General features: G+C 42.6%; 20 protein-coding genes. 5 read left to right on the forward strand and 15 right to left on the reverse strand.

Annotated elements, in window-relative coordinates:
- Positions 1-6: 6 nt before the first annotated feature.
- On the reverse strand, positions 7-516 hold the full coding sequence (locus O9X84_RS07745) for a hypothetical protein (protein ID WP_269519116.1): 510 nt from the start codon (positions 514-516) through the stop codon (positions 7-9).
- 750 nt (positions 517-1,266) lie between these two features.
- Here O9X84_RS07745 and O9X84_RS07750 point away from each other — a divergent pair.
- A complete protein-coding gene (locus O9X84_RS07750) occupies positions 1,267-2,013 on the forward strand; it encodes a glucosaminidase domain-containing protein (RefSeq protein ID WP_269519118.1) in 747 nt (248 codons plus the stop codon).
- A gap of 322 nt (positions 2,014-2,335) precedes the next feature.
- On the opposite strand, the gene O9X84_RS07755 is transcribed toward O9X84_RS07750, so the two are convergent.
- From O9X84_RS07755 to O9X84_RS07790, 8 genes are all read right to left on the reverse strand, one after another.
- Positions 2,336-2,884: a YaeQ family protein gene (locus O9X84_RS07755; protein ID WP_269519119.1), complete on the reverse strand. Its 549-nt coding sequence runs from the start codon at positions 2,882-2,884 to the stop codon at positions 2,336-2,338.
- A gap of 82 nt (positions 2,885-2,966) precedes the next feature.
- A complete protein-coding gene (locus O9X84_RS07760; RefSeq protein WP_269519120.1) occupies positions 2,967-4,013 on the reverse strand; it encodes a mechanosensitive ion channel family protein in 1,047 nt (348 codons plus the stop codon).
- Positions 4,014-4,260: 247 nt separating this feature from the next.
- On the reverse strand, positions 4,261-6,234 hold the full coding sequence (locus tag O9X84_RS07765; protein ID WP_269519122.1) for a RecQ family ATP-dependent DNA helicase: 1,974 nt from the start codon (positions 6,232-6,234) through the stop codon (positions 4,261-4,263).
- Positions 6,235-6,331: 97 nt separating this feature from the next.
- Positions 6,332-7,288 carry a YihY/virulence factor BrkB family protein gene (locus O9X84_RS07770; RefSeq protein WP_269519123.1) on the reverse strand — a complete coding sequence of 319 codons (957 nt, stop codon included), beginning with the start codon at positions 7,286-7,288 and terminating at the stop codon, positions 6,332-6,334.
- 178 nt (positions 7,289-7,466) lie between these two features.
- Complete coding sequence (locus tag O9X84_RS07775; RefSeq protein ID WP_269519124.1) at positions 7,467-8,015, reverse strand: S41 family peptidase; 549 nt, start codon at positions 8,013-8,015, stop codon at positions 7,467-7,469.
- Positions 8,016-8,163: 148 nt separating this feature from the next.
- On the reverse strand, positions 8,164-9,165 hold the full coding sequence (locus O9X84_RS07780) for a hypothetical protein (RefSeq protein ID WP_269519125.1): 1,002 nt from the start codon (positions 9,163-9,165) through the stop codon (positions 8,164-8,166).
- Positions 9,166-9,385: 220 nt separating this feature from the next.
- Entirely contained in the window at positions 9,386-9,595 is a 210-nt protein-coding gene (locus O9X84_RS07785; RefSeq protein ID WP_032097230.1) for a helix-turn-helix transcriptional regulator, read from the reverse strand.
- A gap of 5 nt (positions 9,596-9,600) precedes the next feature.
- Positions 9,601-10,077, reverse strand: a complete 477-nt coding sequence (locus O9X84_RS07790) for a hypothetical protein (protein ID WP_269519126.1) — start codon at positions 10,075-10,077, stop codon at positions 9,601-9,603.
- A gap of 464 nt (positions 10,078-10,541) precedes the next feature.
- Here O9X84_RS07790 and O9X84_RS07795 point away from each other — a divergent pair, with 464 nt between their 5' ends.
- The gene (locus O9X84_RS07795; protein WP_269519127.1) at positions 10,542-13,862 is read left to right on the forward strand and encodes a hybrid sensor histidine kinase/response regulator; all 3,321 of its coding nucleotides are present in this window, start codon (positions 10,542-10,544) and stop codon (positions 13,860-13,862) included.
- A 103-nt stretch (positions 13,863-13,965) separates the two neighbouring features.
- A complete protein-coding gene (locus O9X84_RS07800) occupies positions 13,966-14,871 on the forward strand; it encodes a sensor domain-containing diguanylate cyclase (RefSeq protein WP_269519128.1) in 906 nt (301 codons plus the stop codon).
- A 41-nt stretch (positions 14,872-14,912) separates the two neighbouring features.
- On the opposite strand, the gene O9X84_RS07805 is transcribed toward O9X84_RS07800, so the two are convergent.
- Positions 14,913-16,889: a S9 family peptidase gene (locus tag O9X84_RS07805; protein WP_269519129.1), complete on the reverse strand. Its 1,977-nt coding sequence runs from the start codon at positions 16,887-16,889 to the stop codon at positions 14,913-14,915.
- 241 nt (positions 16,890-17,130) lie between these two features.
- Here O9X84_RS07805 and O9X84_RS07810 point away from each other — a divergent pair, with 241 nt between their 5' ends.
- Positions 17,131-17,988 (forward strand): PA4780 family RIO1-like protein kinase, encoded by an 858-nt coding sequence (locus tag O9X84_RS07810; protein ID WP_269519130.1) that lies wholly within the window; start codon positions 17,131-17,133, stop codon positions 17,986-17,988.
- 181 nt (positions 17,989-18,169) lie between these two features.
- Here O9X84_RS07810 and O9X84_RS07815 read toward each other — a convergent pair whose 3' ends face one another.
- The 4 genes from O9X84_RS07815 to O9X84_RS07830 form a co-directional block, all read right to left on the reverse strand.
- On the reverse strand, positions 18,170-18,403 hold the full coding sequence (locus tag O9X84_RS07815) for a hypothetical protein (RefSeq protein ID WP_269519131.1): 234 nt from the start codon (positions 18,401-18,403) through the stop codon (positions 18,170-18,172).
- Positions 18,404-18,616: 213 nt separating this feature from the next.
- Complete coding sequence (locus tag O9X84_RS07820) at positions 18,617-19,099, reverse strand: GNAT family N-acetyltransferase (RefSeq protein ID WP_269519132.1); 483 nt, start codon at positions 19,097-19,099, stop codon at positions 18,617-18,619.
- A gap of 178 nt (positions 19,100-19,277) precedes the next feature.
- Complete coding sequence (locus O9X84_RS07825; RefSeq protein ID WP_442864516.1) at positions 19,278-20,453, reverse strand: PQQ-dependent sugar dehydrogenase; 1,176 nt, start codon at positions 20,451-20,453, stop codon at positions 19,278-19,280.
- Positions 20,454-20,865: 412 nt separating this feature from the next.
- A complete protein-coding gene (locus O9X84_RS07830) occupies positions 20,866-21,255 on the reverse strand; it encodes a PilZ domain-containing protein (RefSeq protein WP_269519133.1) in 390 nt (129 codons plus the stop codon).
- Positions 21,256-21,420: 165 nt separating this feature from the next.
- On the opposite strand from O9X84_RS07830, the gene O9X84_RS07835 reads away from it, so the two are divergent.
- On the forward strand, positions 21,421-22,704 hold the full coding sequence (locus O9X84_RS07835; RefSeq protein ID WP_269519134.1) for a DEAD/DEAH box helicase: 1,284 nt from the start codon (positions 21,421-21,423) through the stop codon (positions 22,702-22,704).
- 3 nt (positions 22,705-22,707) lie between these two features.
- On the opposite strand, the gene O9X84_RS07840 is transcribed toward O9X84_RS07835, so the two are convergent.
- Positions 22,708-23,040, reverse strand: coding sequence for a hypothetical protein (locus O9X84_RS07840; RefSeq protein WP_269519136.1), 333 nt, complete (start codon positions 23,038-23,040; stop codon positions 22,708-22,710).
- Positions 23,041-23,042: the final 2 nt, after the last annotated feature.

The raw sequence follows: 23,042 nt of genomic DNA on the forward strand, positions 1-23,042 counted from the left end.
TGCTGTTTAGCCAATAATGGGGGGTCGAAATAGAGAGGAAGATATTGATTTAGGTTTACCACGCTGCTCGGCAACAACGTGCTCGCTGCATGTTGGCGCTGTGGTGGTGTGTCGAGTTAGAGCAACTAGACTAGCGTTTGAACAGGTACTCGTATCGCACATGCATTCATCGAAACAGCAGTTACCATCACTCATTGCCATTTTATCATTCGTACTCATCGCCATTGAGCCTGTTTCTTCGGCACTCATGTGAACGGTGGTGTGAGCTGAGTGGTTAGCATGCAATGCATTTTGTGAAGATTCTAACTCGTGTGTGGCATAAACACGTGGCTTTCTAGAAGCACTTACGGCTACTGCGGACCTTGTGGTTGTGCTTAAATTTGAGTTTGTGCTCGAGTTTGCCGTTACACAATCACTATTAGCATGCTCAAAAGAATATGCACGTGCAAAAGACTGCCCACAAGAAGCAATCAGCAAAATTACAACAAACACATATTTGGTAAAAGCTTTAAACATAATCCAACCACGGCAATAACGCGTAGCAATGGTATGTGATTAGATTTTTAAAGTAAATGTGTAGGCAAAAGTTTTAAAGGTAAGCGTGTACAATGCAAGTAGAAACAATTTCACACCTTTGATGAGTGATGAAATTAAGCTGTCTTAAGCCACCTAAGGCTTCTGAATCACGTCTTATTAAACCGAAATTCGTATGGCTACAATCAACACGCTTTATTAGTAATGTAAAATAACACTTGATCACATAACTGTAATAATGTAAATTTAAATAGTGAAAATTTATTAGAGGGGGCTTATCATGCTTAAGACATTCACGAAGTTATTCAAACGCAAGCACCCATACGCAGTTGCCGCATACGTAGGCCGCAAAAACGCACAACGTATTTTAGATTGTAAGATCGAGAAAAAGTCGAAGCTTCTTGCACACGACTAGCTACTAGCATATGGCTCCGAAAGGAGAGATGAACGCCGCTTATGGCAGATTCATCGAGTGAAACATAGAATCCGATGGTGCAAGCCATCGGATTTTTTTGTGCCCATAGAAATGTATCAGATACCGTTTCCAACGAAAAGTGTTAGATACGATCTCCCCCATGACAGAAAAATTGCTCACCTCTATTAATTTTAATTTACCCTCTTCTCGATAAGTTGCAGTGCATGTAATAACCTGTATGGTGAAAGAATACTCATTCAGGTAGTCCGCTAATAAACAAAGCGCATTATTTTATTTAAAAAAAGAGGTATCACCTGATGTCTAACTCGAAATACATTATTGTTGTAGTCGTTGCCGTAGTGGCAAGTATCGCTGCGTGGTTCACGTTTTTTGCCAAAGAATCTGCGCCAGACTTTACTGCTTACGCCGCAGGCCCTGATCGAAAAGCTGCTTTTTTTGAATACTTTACGCCCATTATTGTAGATATAAACAGAGAGCTAGCTGCCGATAGACAGCAAATTCAACGTGCGTGTGACGCCGGTGAAACCGGAACACTAAACAAATTCCTAACCAAATATCGTATTGAAGACACTGATCTTGAACAAGACTCCGCCTGCAATATATTGCTACGCCGGGCAGACATTGTCCCTGCGTCATTGGCAATTGCACAAGCCGCTAATGAAAGTGCGTGGGGAACGTCTCGTTTTGCTAAACAGGGAAATAACTTTTTCGGTCAGTGGTGCTTCACAAAAGGCTGTGGCATTGTTCCAAAGTCTCGAGATGCGAACAAAGCCCATGAAGTTGCCGATTTTCGCTCGCCTGCCGATTCAGTAGAAAGTTACATGCTCAATTTGAATACCCATGATGCCTACAAACCATTACGTAATATTCGTCAGTCGTTACGTAAAAAAGACGAGGCTGTCACCGGAGTCGCGCTTAGCTATGGCTTGGGCAAATATTCTGAACGTGGTGATGAATACGGCAAGGAGTTACGCGACATGATCAGCTTTAATAAATTGGCATCCCTTGATAAGTTGACACTGGAAGAAGTAAACGCTGATTAACCACACCAACTCACCAAAGCGTATTGTTATAGCAAATAAAAAAGGAGCCGCATTACTGTGGCTCCTCCGTGCTTTGGCTAGCAAATCAGCCAGCCAGAATGGTGACGAAAAAAGGGTTAGTTAGAACGTACCCCATTCATAGCCGATTCACCTGTTTTCAAAACACTAGACATATGATCACCTCCTTAAATATCTGCTAAACACAGCTTCAATGTAGCATTTGTGTTGGGCATGTAAAGAGAGATTGATTTTCATGGCAAACTTTTAATCTTTTGCTTTTCTGCTCTCTTATTCTTCTAGATAAACACTCAACAAAGCGCAACTATAGATGCTTTTCTATTTCTATCTCCACACTTTCAGTTTCCTGTGAGCCCGCAAAGGTGAGCCAAATTTGTCCATCTTGAATCGTTACTTGTATTTGCATAGAACGCTCAACTGCTTTTGACAGCGTTGTCGATAGCGCATTAGGAAGTGTATAAACAGAGAGGTTCTTCTTAGTATTAAGCTTATTCTGTTCTTTCTTCCACCAAACATCGAAACTGTTATCAGCATAAGCGTAAATCTTCATTTGCTTACTTTGATTGCAGCCTTTTTTAATGCGTTGGTCAGAGGGTTGCCCTAGTTCAATCCACAGCTCAATTTCGTCACTGAAACTTTTTTGCCATAAATCTGGCACTTCATCGTCGGATAAACCTTTTGTAAACTGCAATTGCTCATGGGCATTAACAATGAAAGCGATAATACGCAGCATCATACGCTCGTCGTTTTCAGACGGGTGACGGGCAATGGTTAAGTTGTGATCGTTGTAATAGTTGCGGTCCATATCGGTTATCGAGATATCCGCTTTAAATATCGTTGCTTTAAGTGCCATGTTAATCCTGATTGGTATGCCCTAAAGGCATTTTCTCGTCAAAGGCTGAGTACACCGGTACTGGTATTTTATTTTGCTGGCTTTACTCAGTCTCTTTTGTTTGTTGCTCTAGTTTTATAATGTTATCGACCTGACTAAGTGCCCCTTCGAGCTCCTTCTCAAGTGCTGTCTTGTCTGCACTCTTAGCCTCTGATATCTGCTGACGCACACTCTCAACCTTGGCTTTTGCATCTCTCAGCGACTCTTCGTGCTGCGCCGCGAGTTCGGCCTTATCAAATGCAATTGCCTCTTGGGAATCATCTTCCTCCACGCTAGCATTTGTCTTACGAGGCACATTAGTCGGCACTTTGGCGATAAATTTTTGCGTCGCGTCTGTGGGCCGCTGAGCAATAAAGTTAGGCGACATAATTTCAATATCGCTATTGTGGAGCGTATCTAAAATTGCTTTATGTAAATTTGAACGTGCCGTTAATACACTTTTCACTTCTTTCAGCAGACCTGCAACGCGATAAGACACACTGAAATCTCCCAGCTCACTGACCTGCACGTACCCCTCTTCTAAACCAGCCTCAAGAACGGCCTTGCTGAGCGCCTCGGTTACGCTAGTGTGATGAACATCGTAACCAATAGAGATATTCGCTGTGATCAAGGTGCCAGAAGAACGGATAACAGACACGGGGTTATTAACCAGGTAGCTGTTAGCAATATGGATTAAATCACGCTGCTCAGTTTGTATCTCTGTATCGAGCAATCCCTTTTCCGATACTCGTCCAAAATAATCATTACAACGAATGAAATCGCCTGTTTTAAAAGGCTTGTTGAATCGAATGACCAACCCAGACATTAGGTTTGCAACTATGGTGGTGGATGAGAAAGCAATAACACCTGACACTAACACGCCAATTAACGCCAACAGCTGATTTCTAGAGCTTTCACTTACCGGTAGTGTGAGCGCGACCGCTATCAATAATACCAAAACAATGACAAACACGACCATTTGTCGCGGCAAACGCTGCTCGCTGGTTAACTCTTGAGCACGTCTTAATAATATCCATCGCACTGCGATAATCATTACCGTCCCAAAAGATAATGTAATAACCAAAGGTAACCACAGCGCCAAAATTTCCATGTGCATTTCGCTTATCTGCCTATTCGCTTATTTGCTTAACGTTCCTGATACCTAGGCATGTTGACCTTGGCTATACAATCAAGGTCAACGCGCTCTAATGTTAGATTTTTCGTCGTTGATGATATAAGAATAATGGCTAAGGACGTATTGATATTTACTATTCATTTTTTCAGCAACACTCCCCGCCCTAGTAACCGTTTTATTTCTTATTGTTTACTGCTTGCTATTTACTGCTTATTCTTGAATGCTAGCCACGAGCATTCGATTGTAAATAAGCAGTCACCACCGCTTTTACATCTGCATAGCGACAGTTTTCACAACAACCGAAGCCCTGTACCTGCCTCACTTTCATCCGAGTAAACAGCGGCATAGACATACCAGTAAGAAAACGACAGTACGTATTTTCGGTTATCTGGGTGTGTACTTTACCTTCAAGGTGCTTATTCAGTGCCGTTATTGCGGTTGCTATTTCGTCTTCATCAGGCGCCGTTATTGGGTTTGAGTAAGTCAGCTTAGCAACGTTACCGCTGCACACGCTACAGTGTCCGCACCGCTCAGGCGCGTCTTTATCATCAAAATAGGCGGATAAATTAGCATTTAAGCAGCTATCGAGCTCAAAGAAACGAACAAGAGCAGCAATACGCTGAATTTCTTTGCGTTCATTGTCGGCAAAATAGTGCGCTAGCTTTTCGGATAAATCACTTGCGAGCAGTGCCTCTTGATTCACCTCAAACACATCGGTAATTAAACGTGATGCCAATTCAATATGGTTGTGCTCGTGCAAATATTCTAGTGCGCTCACAACTCTGCTTCGCTCGGCCCCGTAGTGCTGATAAATATCATCAAAGTTAACCACGCCCCACACCTTTTTCATTGCTGTGTTGTTAAAAACTGCATTTAGAAACTCGCTGCGCTCTTGAGTAAACTGACTGAGAATGTCTGCTTTTTCGGTTATAAAGCGGAATTTAAACTCTGCAAAATACGCATAAAGTGGGCGGATAACCTTGGCCAACTCTAATTGCACTAGCAATGTTTTAAGCGGGAGCTGTCGAACATTACTTTTGGTCGATAGGCTGTTTATCTGAGTTTCCCACTCATACACATTGTCGTTTGCTGTTTCTGGGCCTTGAGAGGCGATATCATCAATAACCGCTTGAACGGCTTGTTGGTCGGGAGTGTCGCCATAGACAAAGTTTTCAATGGTAACCAGACCATCTAAATTAGCTAATACGGTGCAGTTAGCCGCTTTTCCGTCACGCCCCCCTCGACCAATTTCCTGACTGTAGTTTTCAATGGATTTGGGTAAGTCATAATGCACTACAAAGCGAATGTCCGATTTATCTATCCCCATACCAAAGGCAATTGTTGCCACAACAACCTGAAGTTTGTTGTCCATGAAGTCGTGCTGTATACGTTGTCTAACATCACTGTCTAAACCGGCGTGATAAGCACTTGCTGTATAGCCATTTTGTTGTAAAAAACGGGCTACCTGCTCAGCGCTTTGTTGCAGGGTTACGTAAACAATGCCTGCACCTTGCTGCTGCTCTAATTCATTAAGCAATGCGTTATTTTTTTCTGACTCTACCACCGGCAACACATTTAAATTCAAATTCGAACGATAAAACCCGGTTTGAATGATGTTTGATGGGGCAATGTCAAATCTGCGGGCCATGTCCAACTTGACCTTTTTAGTAGCCGTAGCGGTGAGCAGCAGTACTAAAGGTATTCTTAATTCTTGTTGATAGGCGGGCAGCTTTAAGTAATCTGGTCGAAAGTTATGCCCCCACTCAGAAATACAGTGGGCTTCGTCGACCACCAGCATCGACACAGGTACCGATTCTATAAACTGACGAAAACGCTCGTTTTTAAACCGCTCTACTGACACCATCAATATTTTGCACTTACCTGAGCGCACGTCATTCATAACTTGCTTGTTTTGCTGGGGCGTTAGCGTTGAATCTATACTCGCCGCTGCAATACCTTTGCTGTGTAAGAATGCGAGCTGATCTTTCATTAGTGCTAACAAGGGTGATACCACCACGGTAAGGTGCGGTAATTGCGTAGCCACAAATTGATAGCACAATGACTTGCCCGAGCCGGTGGGAAAAATAGCGAGGGACGACTGCTGATTCAGTAAGCCTTCAACCACCTCCTGCTGTCCTGCGCGAAAGGATGGAAAACCAAATAGGCTCTGTAGCGCCCAAGAGTAGTCTGCGGTCATTGAATTGCCTGCTCCTTAAAAAACGGCTCTTACACAAGCTCGTTTAAATACTGGCAGACATGATACCGCAATACTTCAGTAATTTATGCGCTCAAACTTAAGACTTGCGTAAATCTTCAGGTGTATTATCAGCAACGACAGCGTTTCGCTCCCCCATGGGCTTATCTTCACCCACGGTGCTATCCACACTCGTTTGTAGCTCTATGCTTGAGTTTACTTCAGCACCAATAAGAATAATGTAGGCACTTAAATACAGCCACATCAGCAAAATGATAATTCCGCCCACTGACCCATAGGTTTTATTATAGCTAGCAAATTCATTTAAATAGATAGAAAAACCATACGAGGCCGCTATCCACAATACTGTGGCGAGTAATGCGCCTGGTGTTACCCATCGCCACTGCGCAGAGCGACGGTGAGGCGCATAACGATACAGCGCAGAAAGACAAAAGTTGAACAGCACAAGCATGACAGGCCACGTTAGCCACATAGCCTGTTTATTATCTATTGAACCACCGGTTACCCAGCTTATTGTCTCGGGCAATATAGTAATGCACGCCAGAGCTACTATAACGGTGGCAATCATACTGATAGTGCAGGCTATACGCGCTACTAAGCCGTTAAAAAAGCCCCTACCCTCATTTTCATTGTAGGTAATATTGCAGGCCGTGATTAATGCATTTGCTCCTTTACTGCTGCTCCAAAGCGACAAGAGTAGAGTTAAAAAGAAACCCCAGCCTAATGCAGAGCTCGACTTTTCCGTAAGCGTTTTAAGCTGCTCCTCAATGATATAGCTACTATCGGAAGGCACCACATCTACGAGCAAAGCCATATGACGCTGTAATTCTTCCGGCGACACGATAAGGCCGTACAACGATATCGTCGCGCCCAACAGGGGAAAGATTGCCAGCAAACAATAAAACGCGACGCCAGCAGAAATAAGAGGAATGTTATGCCCACCAATATTGGTAAAAATACGTTTAAGAATGCTCCACCAGTTTTTGAGTGTAAGTTCAAAAGCTGTGCTTGCTTCACTAAGGTGTGTATTGCTCATGTTCTCGCGTTAATTTTTTTATTGATAGGATATATACAGCAGTGGGTATAACTAGGATTAAAATATTTTCACACAGTTTATGATTTCAGCCAGCGACCGCTTTTAATGACAGGTGCAAAAAAAAACAAGCGAAAGCAAGAGCATAACGAAGATGTATGCATTTCAGTTGCCTTTCGTTTCAGTTGCCTTTCGTTTCAGTGGTTAAACGTTTCTCAACTAATTCAAGAGCGGCTGTCACTGCGTCGGTTGCCTCACAGGGAATATCCGGTATAACTCCCTCATCTTTCCAGCTTTCTTGGGTAAACGGATGTCGTAAATCGCCGTAGGTTATCACAAGATTGATGTGCTCACTAAGTGGTGTGGTAGTCGATAGATAGCTCAAACCCATTGTACGCGTGCCTACAACAGTCGCCTTACTTGTCTGTTGAAGTGTATAGGCTACAAACTCCCACGAGCCCGCCACAAAAGGCGATGTAACCACAAAAATAGGCACCTTCTCACCCATTTTAAAATCGGTATTACTCGCCACTAGCTGAGAAGCTTTATTGTGAGCTAGGGTAAGCGTTGCGAGGGGTTTACCTGTAGGTACAAAGTAACTTAGGAATTGCTTAGCAACGTGCAGGTCGACATAGCCAGCACTTCTTAAATCGATAATGATCGCAGTGGCGCTAGATAAGTAAGCCACAGCATTGGCTATATCGCTTTTTACTTGCTCATCAATAGGCAAATAAAAAAGTCACTACCTGTGGCTTGATAGTGACTTTCTCGATACGGTATTGAACCTACTGTTTAAGAGCAGCTTGTAAAGTAGCCATACCACTTAGGTTGCTTAGCCAAATTTCTTGCTAAATCCTTATTAGGCCTTCGCTGAGCCCTTATTGAGCCTTTAATACGGGTAGCTTAAGCTGTATTGGCTGAGGTAGTGAACTTACAATCCCTTTTCGGCAGCTATGCCAAAATGCAGATAACAACAGTAGCGTCGAGCCAATACATAGCCCGGTAATGGCAAAGCTATAGGTTACGAAACCCACGTTTTCCAGTAACGTCGAAAACGTATAAATAACATAAACTAGCGCCGACACCATTATTGCTCTGCGGTCCACTGCAATGGCAATAACCGCTAACAATACGTATAAACCAAGCACCACAGCGGAAATCATTAGCCCGCTATTGCCATCTAACACACCGAGGCTATTAAAAATAGGATGTACAATCATAGGCGCTGAAATAAGGTGTAGCCAAAAAGCAGTATCCGAAGCACGAGTTTGTCTTAGTGTATCTTTGCTATCCCATACCATTGCCAAACCGAAAACAAGTAAACCAAACACTAAAACAATATGGTTAATGTAGCCTATCAACACGGGGGCCACATAAAATAAACATGCTGCAGCAAAAGCACATAGCGTAGCGGTACCCGCGGCTACGGTAATGGGTACATGAAAACGTGACCAATGCATTAAAGCGCCAACGGTGGTAATAAGACCTGCGGCAATAAAGGCGTACTCTTTTACCTCAGGCCTAAACAGTATTGGCGTTGCAAACAAGCCCCCGAGAAAGGCGAGTAAAAGTGCAATAGCGGGCAATGCCATACGACGTTTATTGACAAAGTATTCAGCTAAGCCCCATGAACCTGCCGCTACAGCAATGCCGGCTAGTGGTGGGGAAATAATAAAGCCAAGCCATGCTAAAGAGCCAAGTAAAAGCGCACTGGCTATAACAACAAAGATGTCGTTAAAGCCATTAATAAGGCGAAAGTTCTCTTCATCAACCAAATGACTGTGACGCAGTGTATTGATAGATTTTCTGAACCTATTTACATCGCCCTGACTAAAAATATTTTGCTGTACCGCATGTGCTAGGTCTTCATCTGTGTACATGGTCTTTCCTTATTATTGCTTTTAGCTAGATATGTAAAAAATAGTAGTCAGAAGAATGAGAGCAAAAAGAGCGCCAAATAAAAATAACCAATATAATCAGACGGTTAAGAACTCACGCTCTATAAAGTAGCAATTTTTGCTAATTCTTTTAAGTAATATGACGAAAATGTAGCGTGATATTTAATGTTAAAAAAGCAAGCGGGCTTATCACCCAGGTGCCCTAATCATCAGGAAAATAGGCAAACACTTCTTCTACAGATTTATCGAAGAGTTTGGCAATTTTGAACGCTACCTCTAGCGAGGGGTTATACTTGTTTTTTTCAATAGCCATAATAGTTTGCCGCGTAACACCAACAGCCTCAGCGAGTGTTTGTTGCGTCATCTCGTTGGCAAAAAAACGACATTCTCTCACTTTATTCGTAATCGCCATAAAGGTTATACCGCGTCTTTTCTATAAAGTATGATTTGATGTGTAAATCTCACTATTTCCGAAAGAATAAACATAAGCAACAGCACATGCACTTCAAACAATGGGATGGGAAAGTAGGCTTTTATCGACGATTCAACACCAAGTGCATGGGGTAGCAATAATTGACCTAATGTCATGACTACTCCAATACTTAATACCCAGTAGCCGCTGTTATTAGCAGTTAACGCGATAAATCGGTCTCGCTCATCACCTTCTATGTCAGCTTTAGAACCTGCAACAGCAATAAGTGACTGGAAAATAATTTCTACAATAATGATATATAAAATAGCCTGACTCAAATTTCCCATTGCAATATCAATAGCTTGCTGCTCTGACACGCTAGCTAAATCAATGCTGATTACATTTAATGTGTACGAGCCAAAAATCACCAGTGTGGCAATGAGCGATAGCCAGGTACTTTTTTCTTTCAGCGTCATGTTCATAAGTAGCTCCATTAAATTTGTTATAGCGACGAGATTTAAGACCTTGTGCGCTTGAGGGTGTGCTTACAACGAACCAAGAGTAATTAATTTATTACTCAATGTATAGTATTTTTAACATTTAGGTTGGAATACATTACTTTTCCGACATTTTTGCGCATAAAATGGAAAGTAGTAGAGGTGAAAGTGCCAATATTAATAGAAGAGAATCATTCGACGTACACCGTTTATTTAAAGTAAAAATTAACGACTCATTGAAGGAGAGCGTGCGTACGATCGTCAGCCGTAGTAAATGCAACAAATCTGACTTATAGTAACGGGAGTATATTATGTAGCCACCGACAAAAGGGAATGATGGACACTGATAGTAAGGATTTCTCAAGCTTTGTCGAAGCGTGCATAGATAAAGTGAAGAAGCGGTTTGACGATGCTAGTAAAGCCAATCGCGTAGTGAGTTATTCATTGACGTGAAAGTTGCAGTACAACAGTTTATTTTTGTGGTCGTTGTTTTCACCGGTTTGTCGGTGAAAACAGTGATGGCTATGCAAAATATGCCGCTTCAAATTATGCTTGTTCAAAATAACACGTTAGAAAGTGGCCTTGGCCAGATACAACCCACACCCGCGCGATTAAACTCTCTTGAAGAACGTATCAAACAAAACGAGCCATCTGTAGAAACCACGATTAAAGGGCTTTCTCAGTACTTCACTGAACATCCCAGCGATTACCACCACGCCCAATTTCTTAACTTAAAAGCCTATCACGATATTTTAAAACAAGATTATGTATCAGCTTATCAACAGCTTTTAGATGCTCGCGAATATGCCAAGGTTGGTAATAACGAGTTAGCCCTTGCCGAGTCATTTCGATTAGAAGGGTTTATTTTAGATTTTTCCGGCGAGCATGGCGGAGCTCTAGAAGCGTTAAACCACTCTCTTGAAATGTATTATCTGCTAGATAACAAAGAGGTGCTATCGGTATATAGCGCAATGGGCAATGTGTATTCCTCGCTCAATGATTTTAAAAGGTTACTATCGTTCAGCCATCGGTATCTATCTACTGCACAAGAATTGGGGACTCGAGAAGATGAAGGTATTGCTTATTATTTTCAAGGCTATGCACACAAAGAGTTAGGCAATTATCAGGATGCAAAAGTTAGCCTCATGTTAGCAGATGAACTGCTTACTGAAACCAATTACCCCTTTATCGGCATTGTGTATAGCTCTATGGCAGAGCTATACATAGCGCAAGGCAATGTGAGTGAAGCATTACGAAGCCTCAACAAAGCCGCAGAAGCAGATCGCAAGGTTGGATTTCGATACACCGAGGGACCTCGCCTGCTGCAGCTGGTTGAAATTTATTTACAGCGGGGTGAAGTCGAACTGGCTATCAGCGAGCTTGAGGCAGGACTTAAAAAAGAAGAGGTGCAGAGCGACAAGGCGCTGTTGCTTAGGTTTTTAGAGCAACTCATTTCACTATTTGAATCAACGAACGATTATCAGTCGGCCCTGCAATATTCAAGACAGTTTCAAGAAACCTATAAGCAAAGTTTTAACGAACAACAGTCTAGATTACTCGCGTTAAATCGCGTGCGTTTAGCAATAGCAGAAAAAGAAGACACGATACAACTGCTTGAGAAAGACAATCAGTTAAAAGAGCAGCGCAATATTATTCAACAAAAAACCAATACTTTTCAGCTTTACTTTATTGCCGGCGTTATCTTGTTTTTAGCGTTAGTACTAAGCTTGTTGCTTAGAACTTGGCAGCAGCGCAGTGCCCTAAATAAGCTGGCGAAAGAATTACAAAAAGCAACCGACGCAAAATCTGATTTTCTTGCGCGTATGAGTCATGAAGTCCGAACTCCACTTAATGCAATTATCGGGCTTACCAAACTTTCCCAGCGCGCGGCCGAAAGTAAAGATCAACAAACCAACCTGTTGCAAATCGAAGGTGCATCAAAAACACTATTGAGTGTAGTGAACGATATTCTCGACTTTTCAAAAATTGAAGCGGGGAAAATGGATATTGAATCGACGCCTTTCAATATTGATAGTTTAGTCAATCAGGCAATTCGTTACCACCTGCCCCGCGCCAACGAAAAGCACATTGAGCTGATCCAGCACATAGCCAGAGATGTGCCTCACAATTTAATTGGGGATCCGCTACGCATACAGCAAATTTTAAATAACTTTTTAAGCAATGCGCTTAAATTTACCGACGATGGACTGGTATCTGTTAGCGTAGGGTGTGAACTTGTTGCCGACGACGTGTTGCTTGAATTTGAAGTAAAAGATACCGGCATTGGCTTAAATAACGAGGAAAAAACCAGGCTATTTCAGCCTTTCAACCAGAGCAATGAATCCACATCTCGGCGCTATGGTGGAACCGGATTAGGTTTAGCCATATGTCAGCAGCTGGCTTCATTGATGGACGGAAAAACATGGGTTGAAAGCAAGTTAGGCAAAGGCGCTAGCTTTTACTTTACGGTAAACGTAAAACGTAATTTAGCAGTGAAGATAGTGTCTCCCTCTAAACAACTGTCTGCCCTTAAAGTGTTGGTCGTAGATGATGTGAGCTTATCACGGCACGCAATATCAGAAGCGTTATTGATGGCCAATATTGAAGCCGACCTTGCCACGGGCGGTCAAGAAGCCATAGCTAAATTACGCAACGCCACGGCCAACAATGCACCTTACGACTTGCTCATTGTAGATTGGAAAATGCCCGATATTGATGGCCTTGAAGTTGTCGCGATCATGAACCAAGAGTTTGCTGCTAAGTCTCCTAAAGTCATTATGCTATCTGCGTTTGAGTCTGCGCAAATGCGTGAACAGGCAACACGCCTCGGTATAAAGACTTTTATCAAAAAGCCTTTCGGAGCCAGTGAGCTCGTCAATAATATTCAGGAGCTGTGTCTAGATTACCGCGCAAGTGTAGAAATAATAGAGACAGATGTGTCTGGATTTCCGAACCTTGCCGGTAAGGCTATACTGCTAGCAGAAGATAATACGCTTAATCAAAAAGTGGCCTTAGGTTTACTTAAAGACACTCACGCCAACATTCAAGTGGCCAATAATGGCATAGAGGCTGTCGATATACTTCGTCGCAATAGCGCTTTTGATTTAGTGCTTATGGATATCCAAATGCCCGAAATGGATGGCTTAGAGGCAACCAAAGTCATTCGCGATGAACTACAGCTTACGATGCCGATTATCGCTATGACAGCACATGCTATGCAGCAAGACATCGACAAAAGTATCGCGGCGGGCATGAACGCTCACCTCAATAAACCTGTCGAGCCGGACAAACTATTTAGTGTACTGGCAACCTTAATTCGCGAACATAAAGCCACAGCAGCCAGTATTGAAGCGAAAGAGTTGTACGAAACTCCTGCCGACGCTAAGCCTCTCAAAGCACTTACTCGTATCGACAAAACACGAGCAATGCAGTCTTTGCTCAACGATGAATCTTTATATACAACTTTGCTTACCGACTTTATAGCACTGCAAGCAGAGCTTGACGCGCTTTCTGTGGCTATTGCTGATAAAGATTACTTTTCAATTTCCCGGATAGTGCATATTTACACTACTGCTCTTAAGTACATTGGTGCTTATGAACTCGCCGAATTGGCTAGCACTGTCGAATTTACCATTCAAAATCAACAATATAAAATAGAAAAGGGCTTCGATAAACAGTTGAAGGCACTGAACAAGGCGCTTAATAAAATACATGTAATGGTTAAGGCTAACCTCAATAATAACGGTATGTCAGCAGACGAAGGAATCTAAAAAAATTTAAAGCCGTATTGCTTATTAGGTAGTATATATTGGTGATTTCTGACTATGTATCTATGCTTTCACTATGGAAATTTCAAAGGGACTTTCTTATTAAATGCACAAAAATATATCTCTGATTGAATTAGAACACCTGCTGGAGTTTGCGCCATGTGTTCTCTATAAATACGTACTGCTCCCCAATAGCAAAGGCAGGCTTTTGTATGTAAGTTCGGGCAGCAATGACCTACTAGGCTTGCATGCTTCAGACATGATGGACGATATAGACAACTTCTGGAATATAGTTCACCAAACCGATCTAGAACGACTGCAGGCAGAAGATTACAGCGCCAATCAAAAAGGTGAGTTTTTTGTTTCAGACGTTCGCATAAACAATCCAGCAAAAGGTACTACTTGGATAAGATTGTCCTCCAAGCCAAGTGATGAATTTTATGAAGGGCATCAAGTATGGACAGGCTATATGGTTGATATCTCCGATACCAAACGCCTTGAAGCAGAGTTAGAAGAACGCGCTCGACGAGATGCTATGACACAGTTGTGGAACAAAAGCGAAATAGTTAGCGCATTAGGCGAAGAGCTATCTCGTTTTGAACGAGATAATCTACCGTTTTCAATAATGATCATGGATTTAGACCATTTCAAAGCCATTAACGATAACTACGGCCACCTTGTTGGTGACGATGTTCTCCTTAAATTTACTGAAATAGCCTCTTCAGAACTTAGAGAAGTCGATATTTTAGGTAGGTTCGGGGGTGAAGAGTTTTTAGCTATTATTCATAATGCGTCGCAAGAGGAGACTATGGTCATTGCCGAGAGGATTAGGAAATCCGTTGAAATAACCTCTTTCACTGAAGGCACGACCACGTTTTCAATTACGGTAAGTATTGGGATTACTGAAGTCAAAAAAACACACAAGCAAACACCTGAAGAGGTGATAAAGCGCGCAGATGACGCGCTTTATCAGGCAAAACAAGACGGGCGAAATACAATAAGGTTTAAGTAACTTTGCAAATGTCGAAACTAATGCAATTAGAGCAAACTACATCATTCACTTGGCTTTTTATCGCCAAGTACCCGCTTAAGAAATTTAACTTCTTCTAACGCATAAAACATACGATTTTCTCGCTTTTTCCATCCATGCCCTTCATCAGGCATACGAATAAATGGAGCTTCAATATTATTTTCTCTTAAGGTTTTAACCATAATCTCTGTTTCGGCAATATCAATTCGTGGATCCATAACACCATGAGAATACAGAACAGGAACGTTTATGTTTTGAGCTTGACGTATGGGTGAATATTGTTGGTAAAACGCCAGCCATTTAGGATCGTTAATATCGCCATATTCAATAATATCAGATGCCTTAAGCATAGGAGAGGCTACTTTTAATGCTGTTACCCAATCTGCAACACCAAATAGAGAAACTCCCGCCGCAAAATGCCCCGGATAATTTGCTAATACAGCATTCACAGCATAGCCGCCGTAGCTGCCCCCAGCCACCGCTACTCGATCACCATCGATAATACCTTCATCTGATAAATACTCGTGCATATCCACAAGATCTCGAACACTATCAAGACGCTTCTCGCGATCATCAAGGGTTACATAGGTATGACCAAAGCCTGTTGAGCCGCGCACATTTGATTTAAAAACAGCAATCCCTTGGTTCACCAAGTACTGTGTTGTAGGGTCAAAATAAGGACGCGATTGCGCTGTCGGTCCGCCATGAACTCGAAATATCGCTGGAGGTGGTGTATTGTTTTTTCGCTGGGGAAGATACAAGAGCCCCTGCAAGATGACCCCATCGCGCGCTTTGATACGAACACTTTTAGGCTCTACAATACTCTGTTTCGGGACACCCGCTAAACCAGCGCTGAAAAGCATTTCTACATCACCGTTAAAGTTCCACGTGTAAAGCGAGCCAGGATCTGAAGAGCCCTTAGTTTCAATAAGTAAGTGACTCGCCATTGCCTCACAATTTATTCGCCACACGCCGCGAGGTAAGCCATCAACGTCTATATTTTTATTTTCGTGAAGATCCTTTACTCGCAACTGGCTATAACCGTCTACATTTGACGTCCAAGCTAAGTACTTATCACCCTTGCACAGTTTTACCCGCTCAACATCATGAGAGGCTTTCTCTATCCATTTCATGCCATCACTAAGGCTGTAGTACGCAAGATTTTGAAACTCTTGTTGCTTATTCGTTGCAAAATAAAAACCGCTACTATCCATAGCCCAAGCAAAACCAGCATCGGAATGATTTGCACGACGTTCAGGTGATGATATGGTGTTCAGCGTATATTTTTGGATATTAAAGAGGTACAAAGAGTCAGAGTCTTCACCTATCGATTCCTTCATTATCGCCCACTTGCCGTCTGGCGAGACAGATGAGACTGATAATCCCATCCGCCCCTCGTAGATCATCTCAGTGCTGCTGTTTTGAAGGTTGGTTAGGTATAAATCAAAGTCCATTTTATTGCGCTCGGTGCTAGCAAATAAAATAGTATTATTGCTAACAAAACCGCCAAAAACACGAAAGCCGCCCTTTACAGCTGTTAACACTTCCTTCTCGCTAAATTTTTCTAGGTTAATTAAATAGTACGACTCTTGTTCATTGCCGTTATTATCCGATGAATAGAGAATATCTTCTCCATCCGGCGACCATGCGTAAAATCTCACACCCGAACCAAACGTGAGTTGTATTGCCTGTCTCCCGTCAGTAGGTTGAACCCAAAGCTGGTACTTTCCAGTAAGCATTGAAACGTAAGCTACATAGGAACCATTTGGTGATAGCGATGAATTACGTATACCTCTGCTTTCGGCTAATATAAGGCGGCTTATAGCAGGAGGCGTATCGCCCGCTAGGCCAACTGAAAACGATACGTTATACGGCTCAATCGCTTCTAGCGTTTTGTCGTAACCTTTCATTCCCCCAGACTGCGAAAAAGCATTAAAACTTGCCGTGCTTATCACTACGGCAATAACAAGAAACTTTACAACAAATAAAAATCGAGACATGGCATGTTCCTTCAAAAGGTATGGATAGAGTACGCTAGCTCATAAGGGACGCTCGTACTAAAGGCGCAACCACTTCAGTTTAGGCAATATATCTTGGATGTGAAGTGTGGTGATTGAATAAGTAATGGTCAACAATAATGCTCTTGATTTTCAAGACTGATATACTATGCCTGAATTTACTTAAATAAAGAGCAATGCTTTAAAACATGACTACACACCTTCCCCATTTAGTAGGCACGCTGTGAAAATACCTAAACGCCTACAACCCCTTGTCGATGATGGTTTAATTGATGCAGTAATAAGCCGCTTAATGAGTGGCAAAGAAGCCGATGTTTTTATTGTTCGCTGTGGCGACCATATTCGCTGTGCAAAGGTTTACAAAGACGCGGTAAAACGCAGTTTCAAAAAAGCAGCTCAATACCAAGAAGGCAGAAAGGTACGGGGTGGTCGTCAAGCACGGGCTATGGGTAAGCGCTCAAACTATGGCCGTCAGCTAGAGGAAGAGATATGGCAGACTGCAGAAGTTGACGCCCTATCACGCCTTAATGAAGCCGGCGTGCGGGTACCTGATACCTATTGCTGCGTTGATGGTGTGCTGCTTATGGAGCTTGTGTCAGATGAGAGCGGCGATGTAGCTCCTCAGTTAGGGCATGTCTCAATGAGTGAAGATGAGGCGCTCAAGCAGCACAAAGAGATGATGCACAACATAATGCTCATGCTTTGCGCTGGCATAATTCACGGCGATCTCTCAGAATTTAACGTTCTTGTAGATGATAAAGGCCCTGTGATCATCGATTTGCCACAAGCTGTTAATGCCTCAGCCAACAACAGTGCTGAAGCCATGTTCGCCCGTGATGTAAACAACATGCGTCGCTATTACGGTGAATTTGCTCCTCAGCTATTACAAACGAATTATGCCAAAGAAATGTGGGCTTTGTTTGAAGAAGGTAATTTAACGCCTAATTCCACGCTGACTGGCGAATTTGAAGATGATAGCGAAGATGCGGATGTGGGCGCCATTCTCGAAGAAATTCAAGCGGCTGAAGATGAAGAAAAAGAACGCCTAGCGCGTATCAACTATTCGGATGATGCTGAGTAAACCCTCTGAAAAGCCACAACTATTTACAGGCGACATAAGCTAAAGACAAAACTTAAATTGGGGCAGCGGCACCTTTACCTACTTTTATAGGTACATACGCCACTGCCCAGCAATGTTAGATGTTTGCTACAACAGCGTTGTAAAAAGCTTCAGGTATAAAACGTTATACACGCACTATCCACTATTTAGCTTCCGGCATGGCTTCTAATATATCAACTATGTCACTGTTACCACTAAGTTTCGCAAGGTCTATTAGGTAGTCCTTTTCCAATGATTTAAGAGATTTACCGTCTAAACGCGATTTTACTTCATCAATATCGCCATTGGCAATTGACGTTTTTATTGCTGCAAAGTCGCCTATTGATTGGTCGTTTTGATTACCATTTGGATTACTGTCTGAAGTATTAGAAGTCATATATTGTCCTTAACATGTTTATTGATTAAAGATGTTTATCCACCCTATTTATTTGAATACGGCTGTTGAAGTTGCCCTTTAGAACTCAGACTTACAGCTAAGCCTCTGTGGTAAGCCTCAAAATCAGGCCGTTAAATAAATTTTTGAAACCGAAATGTAAACTCAAGTTTTAGAGAGAATGTAGAAATGCATTCCGGCGTTTGCCGTGTTGGATTAAAGCCACTTATACATTACCAACGCATCGACAAAGCCTTTCGCTGGATGATTGAACGCATTGGGTAATTTCCCAACAGTATCGTACCCTAACTTGTGCCATAAGCGGATGGCTCCCTCGTTAGTTGAAGCAACAAAGTTAAACTGCATTGCCTTATAACCTAACGCTTTTGCCATGGTCTGAGAATGCTCACACATGGCCGTTGCTACTCCATTTCCACTTGCTGACGCGGCAACCATATAACCACAATTGCAAACATGCTCTCCCGGACCAGCGTGATTAGTTTTAAGATAATACGTACCTATCACCTCACCGTCATCCAATGCTATGTAAGTCTTGCGGGGAGTGTTGACCCAGATATTAAGTGCTTCTTCTTTTGAGGTGTCTGTGCGAAACGCATAGGTTTCGCCCGCCTTTGCCACCTCATAAAAAATAGGCCAAATTAAGTCAAAGTCATGAATAGAGGCTACTTTTATTTCCATCAACGCACAACCTTTTGGCGACGTTAGGAAGCGGTTTACAAACCTACTTCCCTAACGTTATCTACATTATTTATAACAGTAACAAAAACCACTTTACTATGTATCGATGTACCACAAATAATGTCGCTATATGATTTGTCACTGAACGCTATGTCGTCAAAGCGCAGGCCATGCTCATTTAATTACCTTTTTGAAGCTTTATAAGGCGTCCACCCTCTTTGTCTTCAAGTACGTATATGTTGCCCATACCATCTTGCTCAACTTCACGCACTCTTTTGCCCCATTCGTAACGCTCAGCTTCTTCAACACTCCACTTCCCTCTATCATCCTGATTAAAGCTAACCCGGACCAACGCTTGTGAAGACAGACCGCCAATAAAACCATCGCCTTGCCAATCTTTGTGTAAGTCCCCTTTATAAATAATAAAGCCTGCAGGACTTATTGCTGGCACCCAGGCTTTTTCCGGCGACTTAAAAATGGGAATATCTTCATGATTGGGTATTTTCACACCAGAATAATGATCGCCTTGGGACACCGTCGGATAACCGTAGTTACGTGCCTTTTCGATGATATTTAATTCATCGCCATGGCGAGGCCCCATCTCGTGGGACCATAAATTACCTTGCGCATCAAAATCGATACCCAATGGATTGCGATGACCTAACGACCATATTTGCTCTGTCACTGCACCATTGCCATAAAAAGGATTGTCTTCTGGCACACTCCCATCTGCATTCAGGCGTACAATTTTACCTAAGTTCATCGCCATATTCTGCGCAGGTGTAAACTTTTGTCTTTCACCAGAACTGATAAATAAATAACCATCAGGCGAAAACGCCATGCGATGGGAATAGTGTCCGTTTCCAGTTACCTTAGGGGACTGACGCCAAATTAGCTCTCTGTTCGATAGACTCGCGCCTTTATCAGTAATAGTGAGCGTAGCGCGCTCGATAACGGCTCCACTAAAGGCGTCATCGTTAGCATCTCGCTCTACATAAGAAACATAGATAGTATTATTCGACGCAAAATCTGGGTGCACTATCACATCGCCTAGGCCGCCTTGCCCACGCGGTGTAACCTTAGGCACATTGTCGACTTTAGCGCGCTTTTGCTGGTTTTTATCAAGCAACCACATTGCGCCTGTCTTTTCTGTCACCAAGCTGTGGCCATCGGGTAAAAATGCCATGGCCCACGGGTTATCAAATGATGTTATTGCGCTGCCCATTAGCACAGTACCTTCGCTGCCGGTCATTTCCACCTGCGTTGGTGAGTTAGACTGAGCTAAAGCTCCGTATGAGGTTGCAACTAGCGTAACAATTAGCGCTATCTTCCGTGGCAGGGTTCGGATATTCATTGAACGCGTTTTAACAGATTGTTTTTGCATGCTTTTCTTTTGCATATTTCTCTTTTGCATAATAGCCGTCTCGTCCTGATGTTGAATTTTAATTAAAGCTCGTGAATTCACAGCATCAACTTCATATGCTGTGTCTGCGCTATTTTGCTTTTTACTACGAGCCTGTTGAACTTCATACGCTTGCCACCTTACGCTTTCCATAAAAGACTCGTTACAGAAGACCGAATACAAACTAGGCGCAAAAGACGATACACAAAAGCTCATTACAAAAGGCTAGTTAAAAGGACATATGGCACGCAAATGATAATTATTAGTGATGCTTACGGATTTCAATTCGGTTAGGCTCAACTAAAGTCTATTTCGACTGACCACATTCGGTAAGCCTACTCATTTAGTAGTCTAAACCTTAGGTTTAATGTGGCACTTCTACATGTTTAATACATTCAAACATAAAGGCATCGACCTCGTTTTCTTTGTGGTAGTCGGAGTAATGCAAGCCAACTTCAGACTCTGTGTTGATATGACGAATCGCCCCTTTTATGGTGCAGCACATACCAGAACTGGGCAGCGTTAAAACAATCTTCACATTGCTACTTTTTGCGTTGCCAGCAGGAAGGTGCTCGGGCATTGCAGCATCTAACTTTATTCGAATGCCTGAGTAGCTCATATCAACCATGCTTCCCTCTAAGCAAATGCTGCTGTCATCTGCTGGGTTACTTATCATGATATTCGCATGCACACCTTTGAGACTAAACCGCGGATACTTCCGTTTATCAGGAGCAGTTTGTTCATCAATCGTCATAGTATTTGCCTCATTTTTGTTAAGCTTAGCACCACGTAACTAAAACACCACGTTTAACCGGATACCACTCAATAGTCAGAAAAATAAGTCGACAATTAATTACGCAACATTTCTCAACAACACGTATCATATCGCCAACTTTTAAAAGCTGTGAATGTCTTCTTTATGTCATCATCTGTGTCATCTTCTGCGTCTCCTTTAACGCTATTTGCCGAATTAGGTTTGTGTAGTGAATTGGTAAACACTGTTACTGAAAAGGGCTACGCCAGTGCCTCCCCTATTCAGCAACAAGCTATTCCAGCAGTACTCAATGGTCGAGACGTCATTGCGATAGCTCAAACAGGCACGGGTAAAACGGCGAGCTTTTCACTGCCAATTTTGCATTTACTGGCTAATACACCACCTGCAAAACCGAATTGTGTAAAAGCGCTCATTGTTGCACCAACGCGAGAACTCGCAGCGCAGGTTGCTAAAAACGTTGAAAGCTATAGCGAAGGTATGAATATTCGCTCGACGGCCGTTTTTGGGGGTGTTCGCATTGAGCCTCAAAAATTTGAGCTTGCGCAAGGAGTAGACATTCTAATTGCCACTCCTGGCCGCTTAGTCGACTTATACAAACAAGGCGATATTAATTTTGAGCATATCGAAATATTGGTGCTTGATGAGGCCGACCGCATGTTGGACTTGGGCTTTGTTGAGCATATTCATTTTATACAGAGTCTCTTGCCAAAGCAGCGTCAAACGCTGCTATTTTCAGCCACGTTCTCAAAAGAAATAAAGGCACTAGCTGCCACCATGCTCAACAACCCAATGACAATTGAGCTGGCAACGGCTCACGATCATATTGAAAATATCACGCAAATATTGCATCCGGTGGACAAAGCGCGAAAGCACGAGCTTGTCATTCATCTTCTTAAAAGTAATGACTGGTCTCAGGTATTGGTTTTTACCCGCACTAAACGCGGTGCAGATGAATTAAGAAACGAATTAGAAGCAATGGGTATTGCAGCTGAATCTATACATGCTAATAGAACGCAACACGCGCGCACGCAAGCGCTAGATGGCTTTAGAAATGGCAGCCTGAAAGTACTAATAGGTACCGACCTTGCCGCCAGAGGCATCGATATTCAGCAGTTACCCTGCGTTATCAATGTGGATTTACCCTATGTGCCTGAAGACTATATTCACAGAATAGGTCGTACGGGCAGAGCATCAGCAAAGGGCTTAGCTATTTCACTGTATAGCGACGACGAGACGAAGCAGCTAAGATCAATTGAACGCCTTACGGGTAGGCAATTTAAAAAGACGTTTATTTCTGAATTTACACCAAAGCCAAAACCGCCAGCGGTTAAAAAAGATAAAATAGAAAAAGATTTATACGGCAATTTCGAAGCTTTTGATAAGCCTTCAGGCAAGAAGAAATCGAAAGGGCGTAAAAAGCGTCGATAAATGTTACCGGTCAAAAAACACATCAATGAGGTCGGCTAGAGACTCCTCTAGCCCTTCCTCAAACACATCAATATCGATATCGAAGCTGTTCATGTATTTGTCAGCATTCTCACGAGACACAATGCTATTTTTGAACTGAAACTCTAACTCTGGCAGCGATTTGTCGTAGCGGGGTTTAATCGCCCAACGCAAACAATGGCCGTGATGATTTTTAAGCTTCTGTTTGGCAAAGACACAAAATTCTTCCACGTAATCTGGGCCTTGCGGCCCAAGGCAGCCAGGCTCAACGCGAAATGTCACCAGCAACTTTTTGTATATTGGGAGCTTTGTTTCCATTG

The organism is Alteromonas sp. BMJM2 (assembly GCF_027257845.1).
Lineage (GTDB): Bacteria > Pseudomonadota > Gammaproteobacteria > Enterobacterales > Alteromonadaceae > Alteromonas.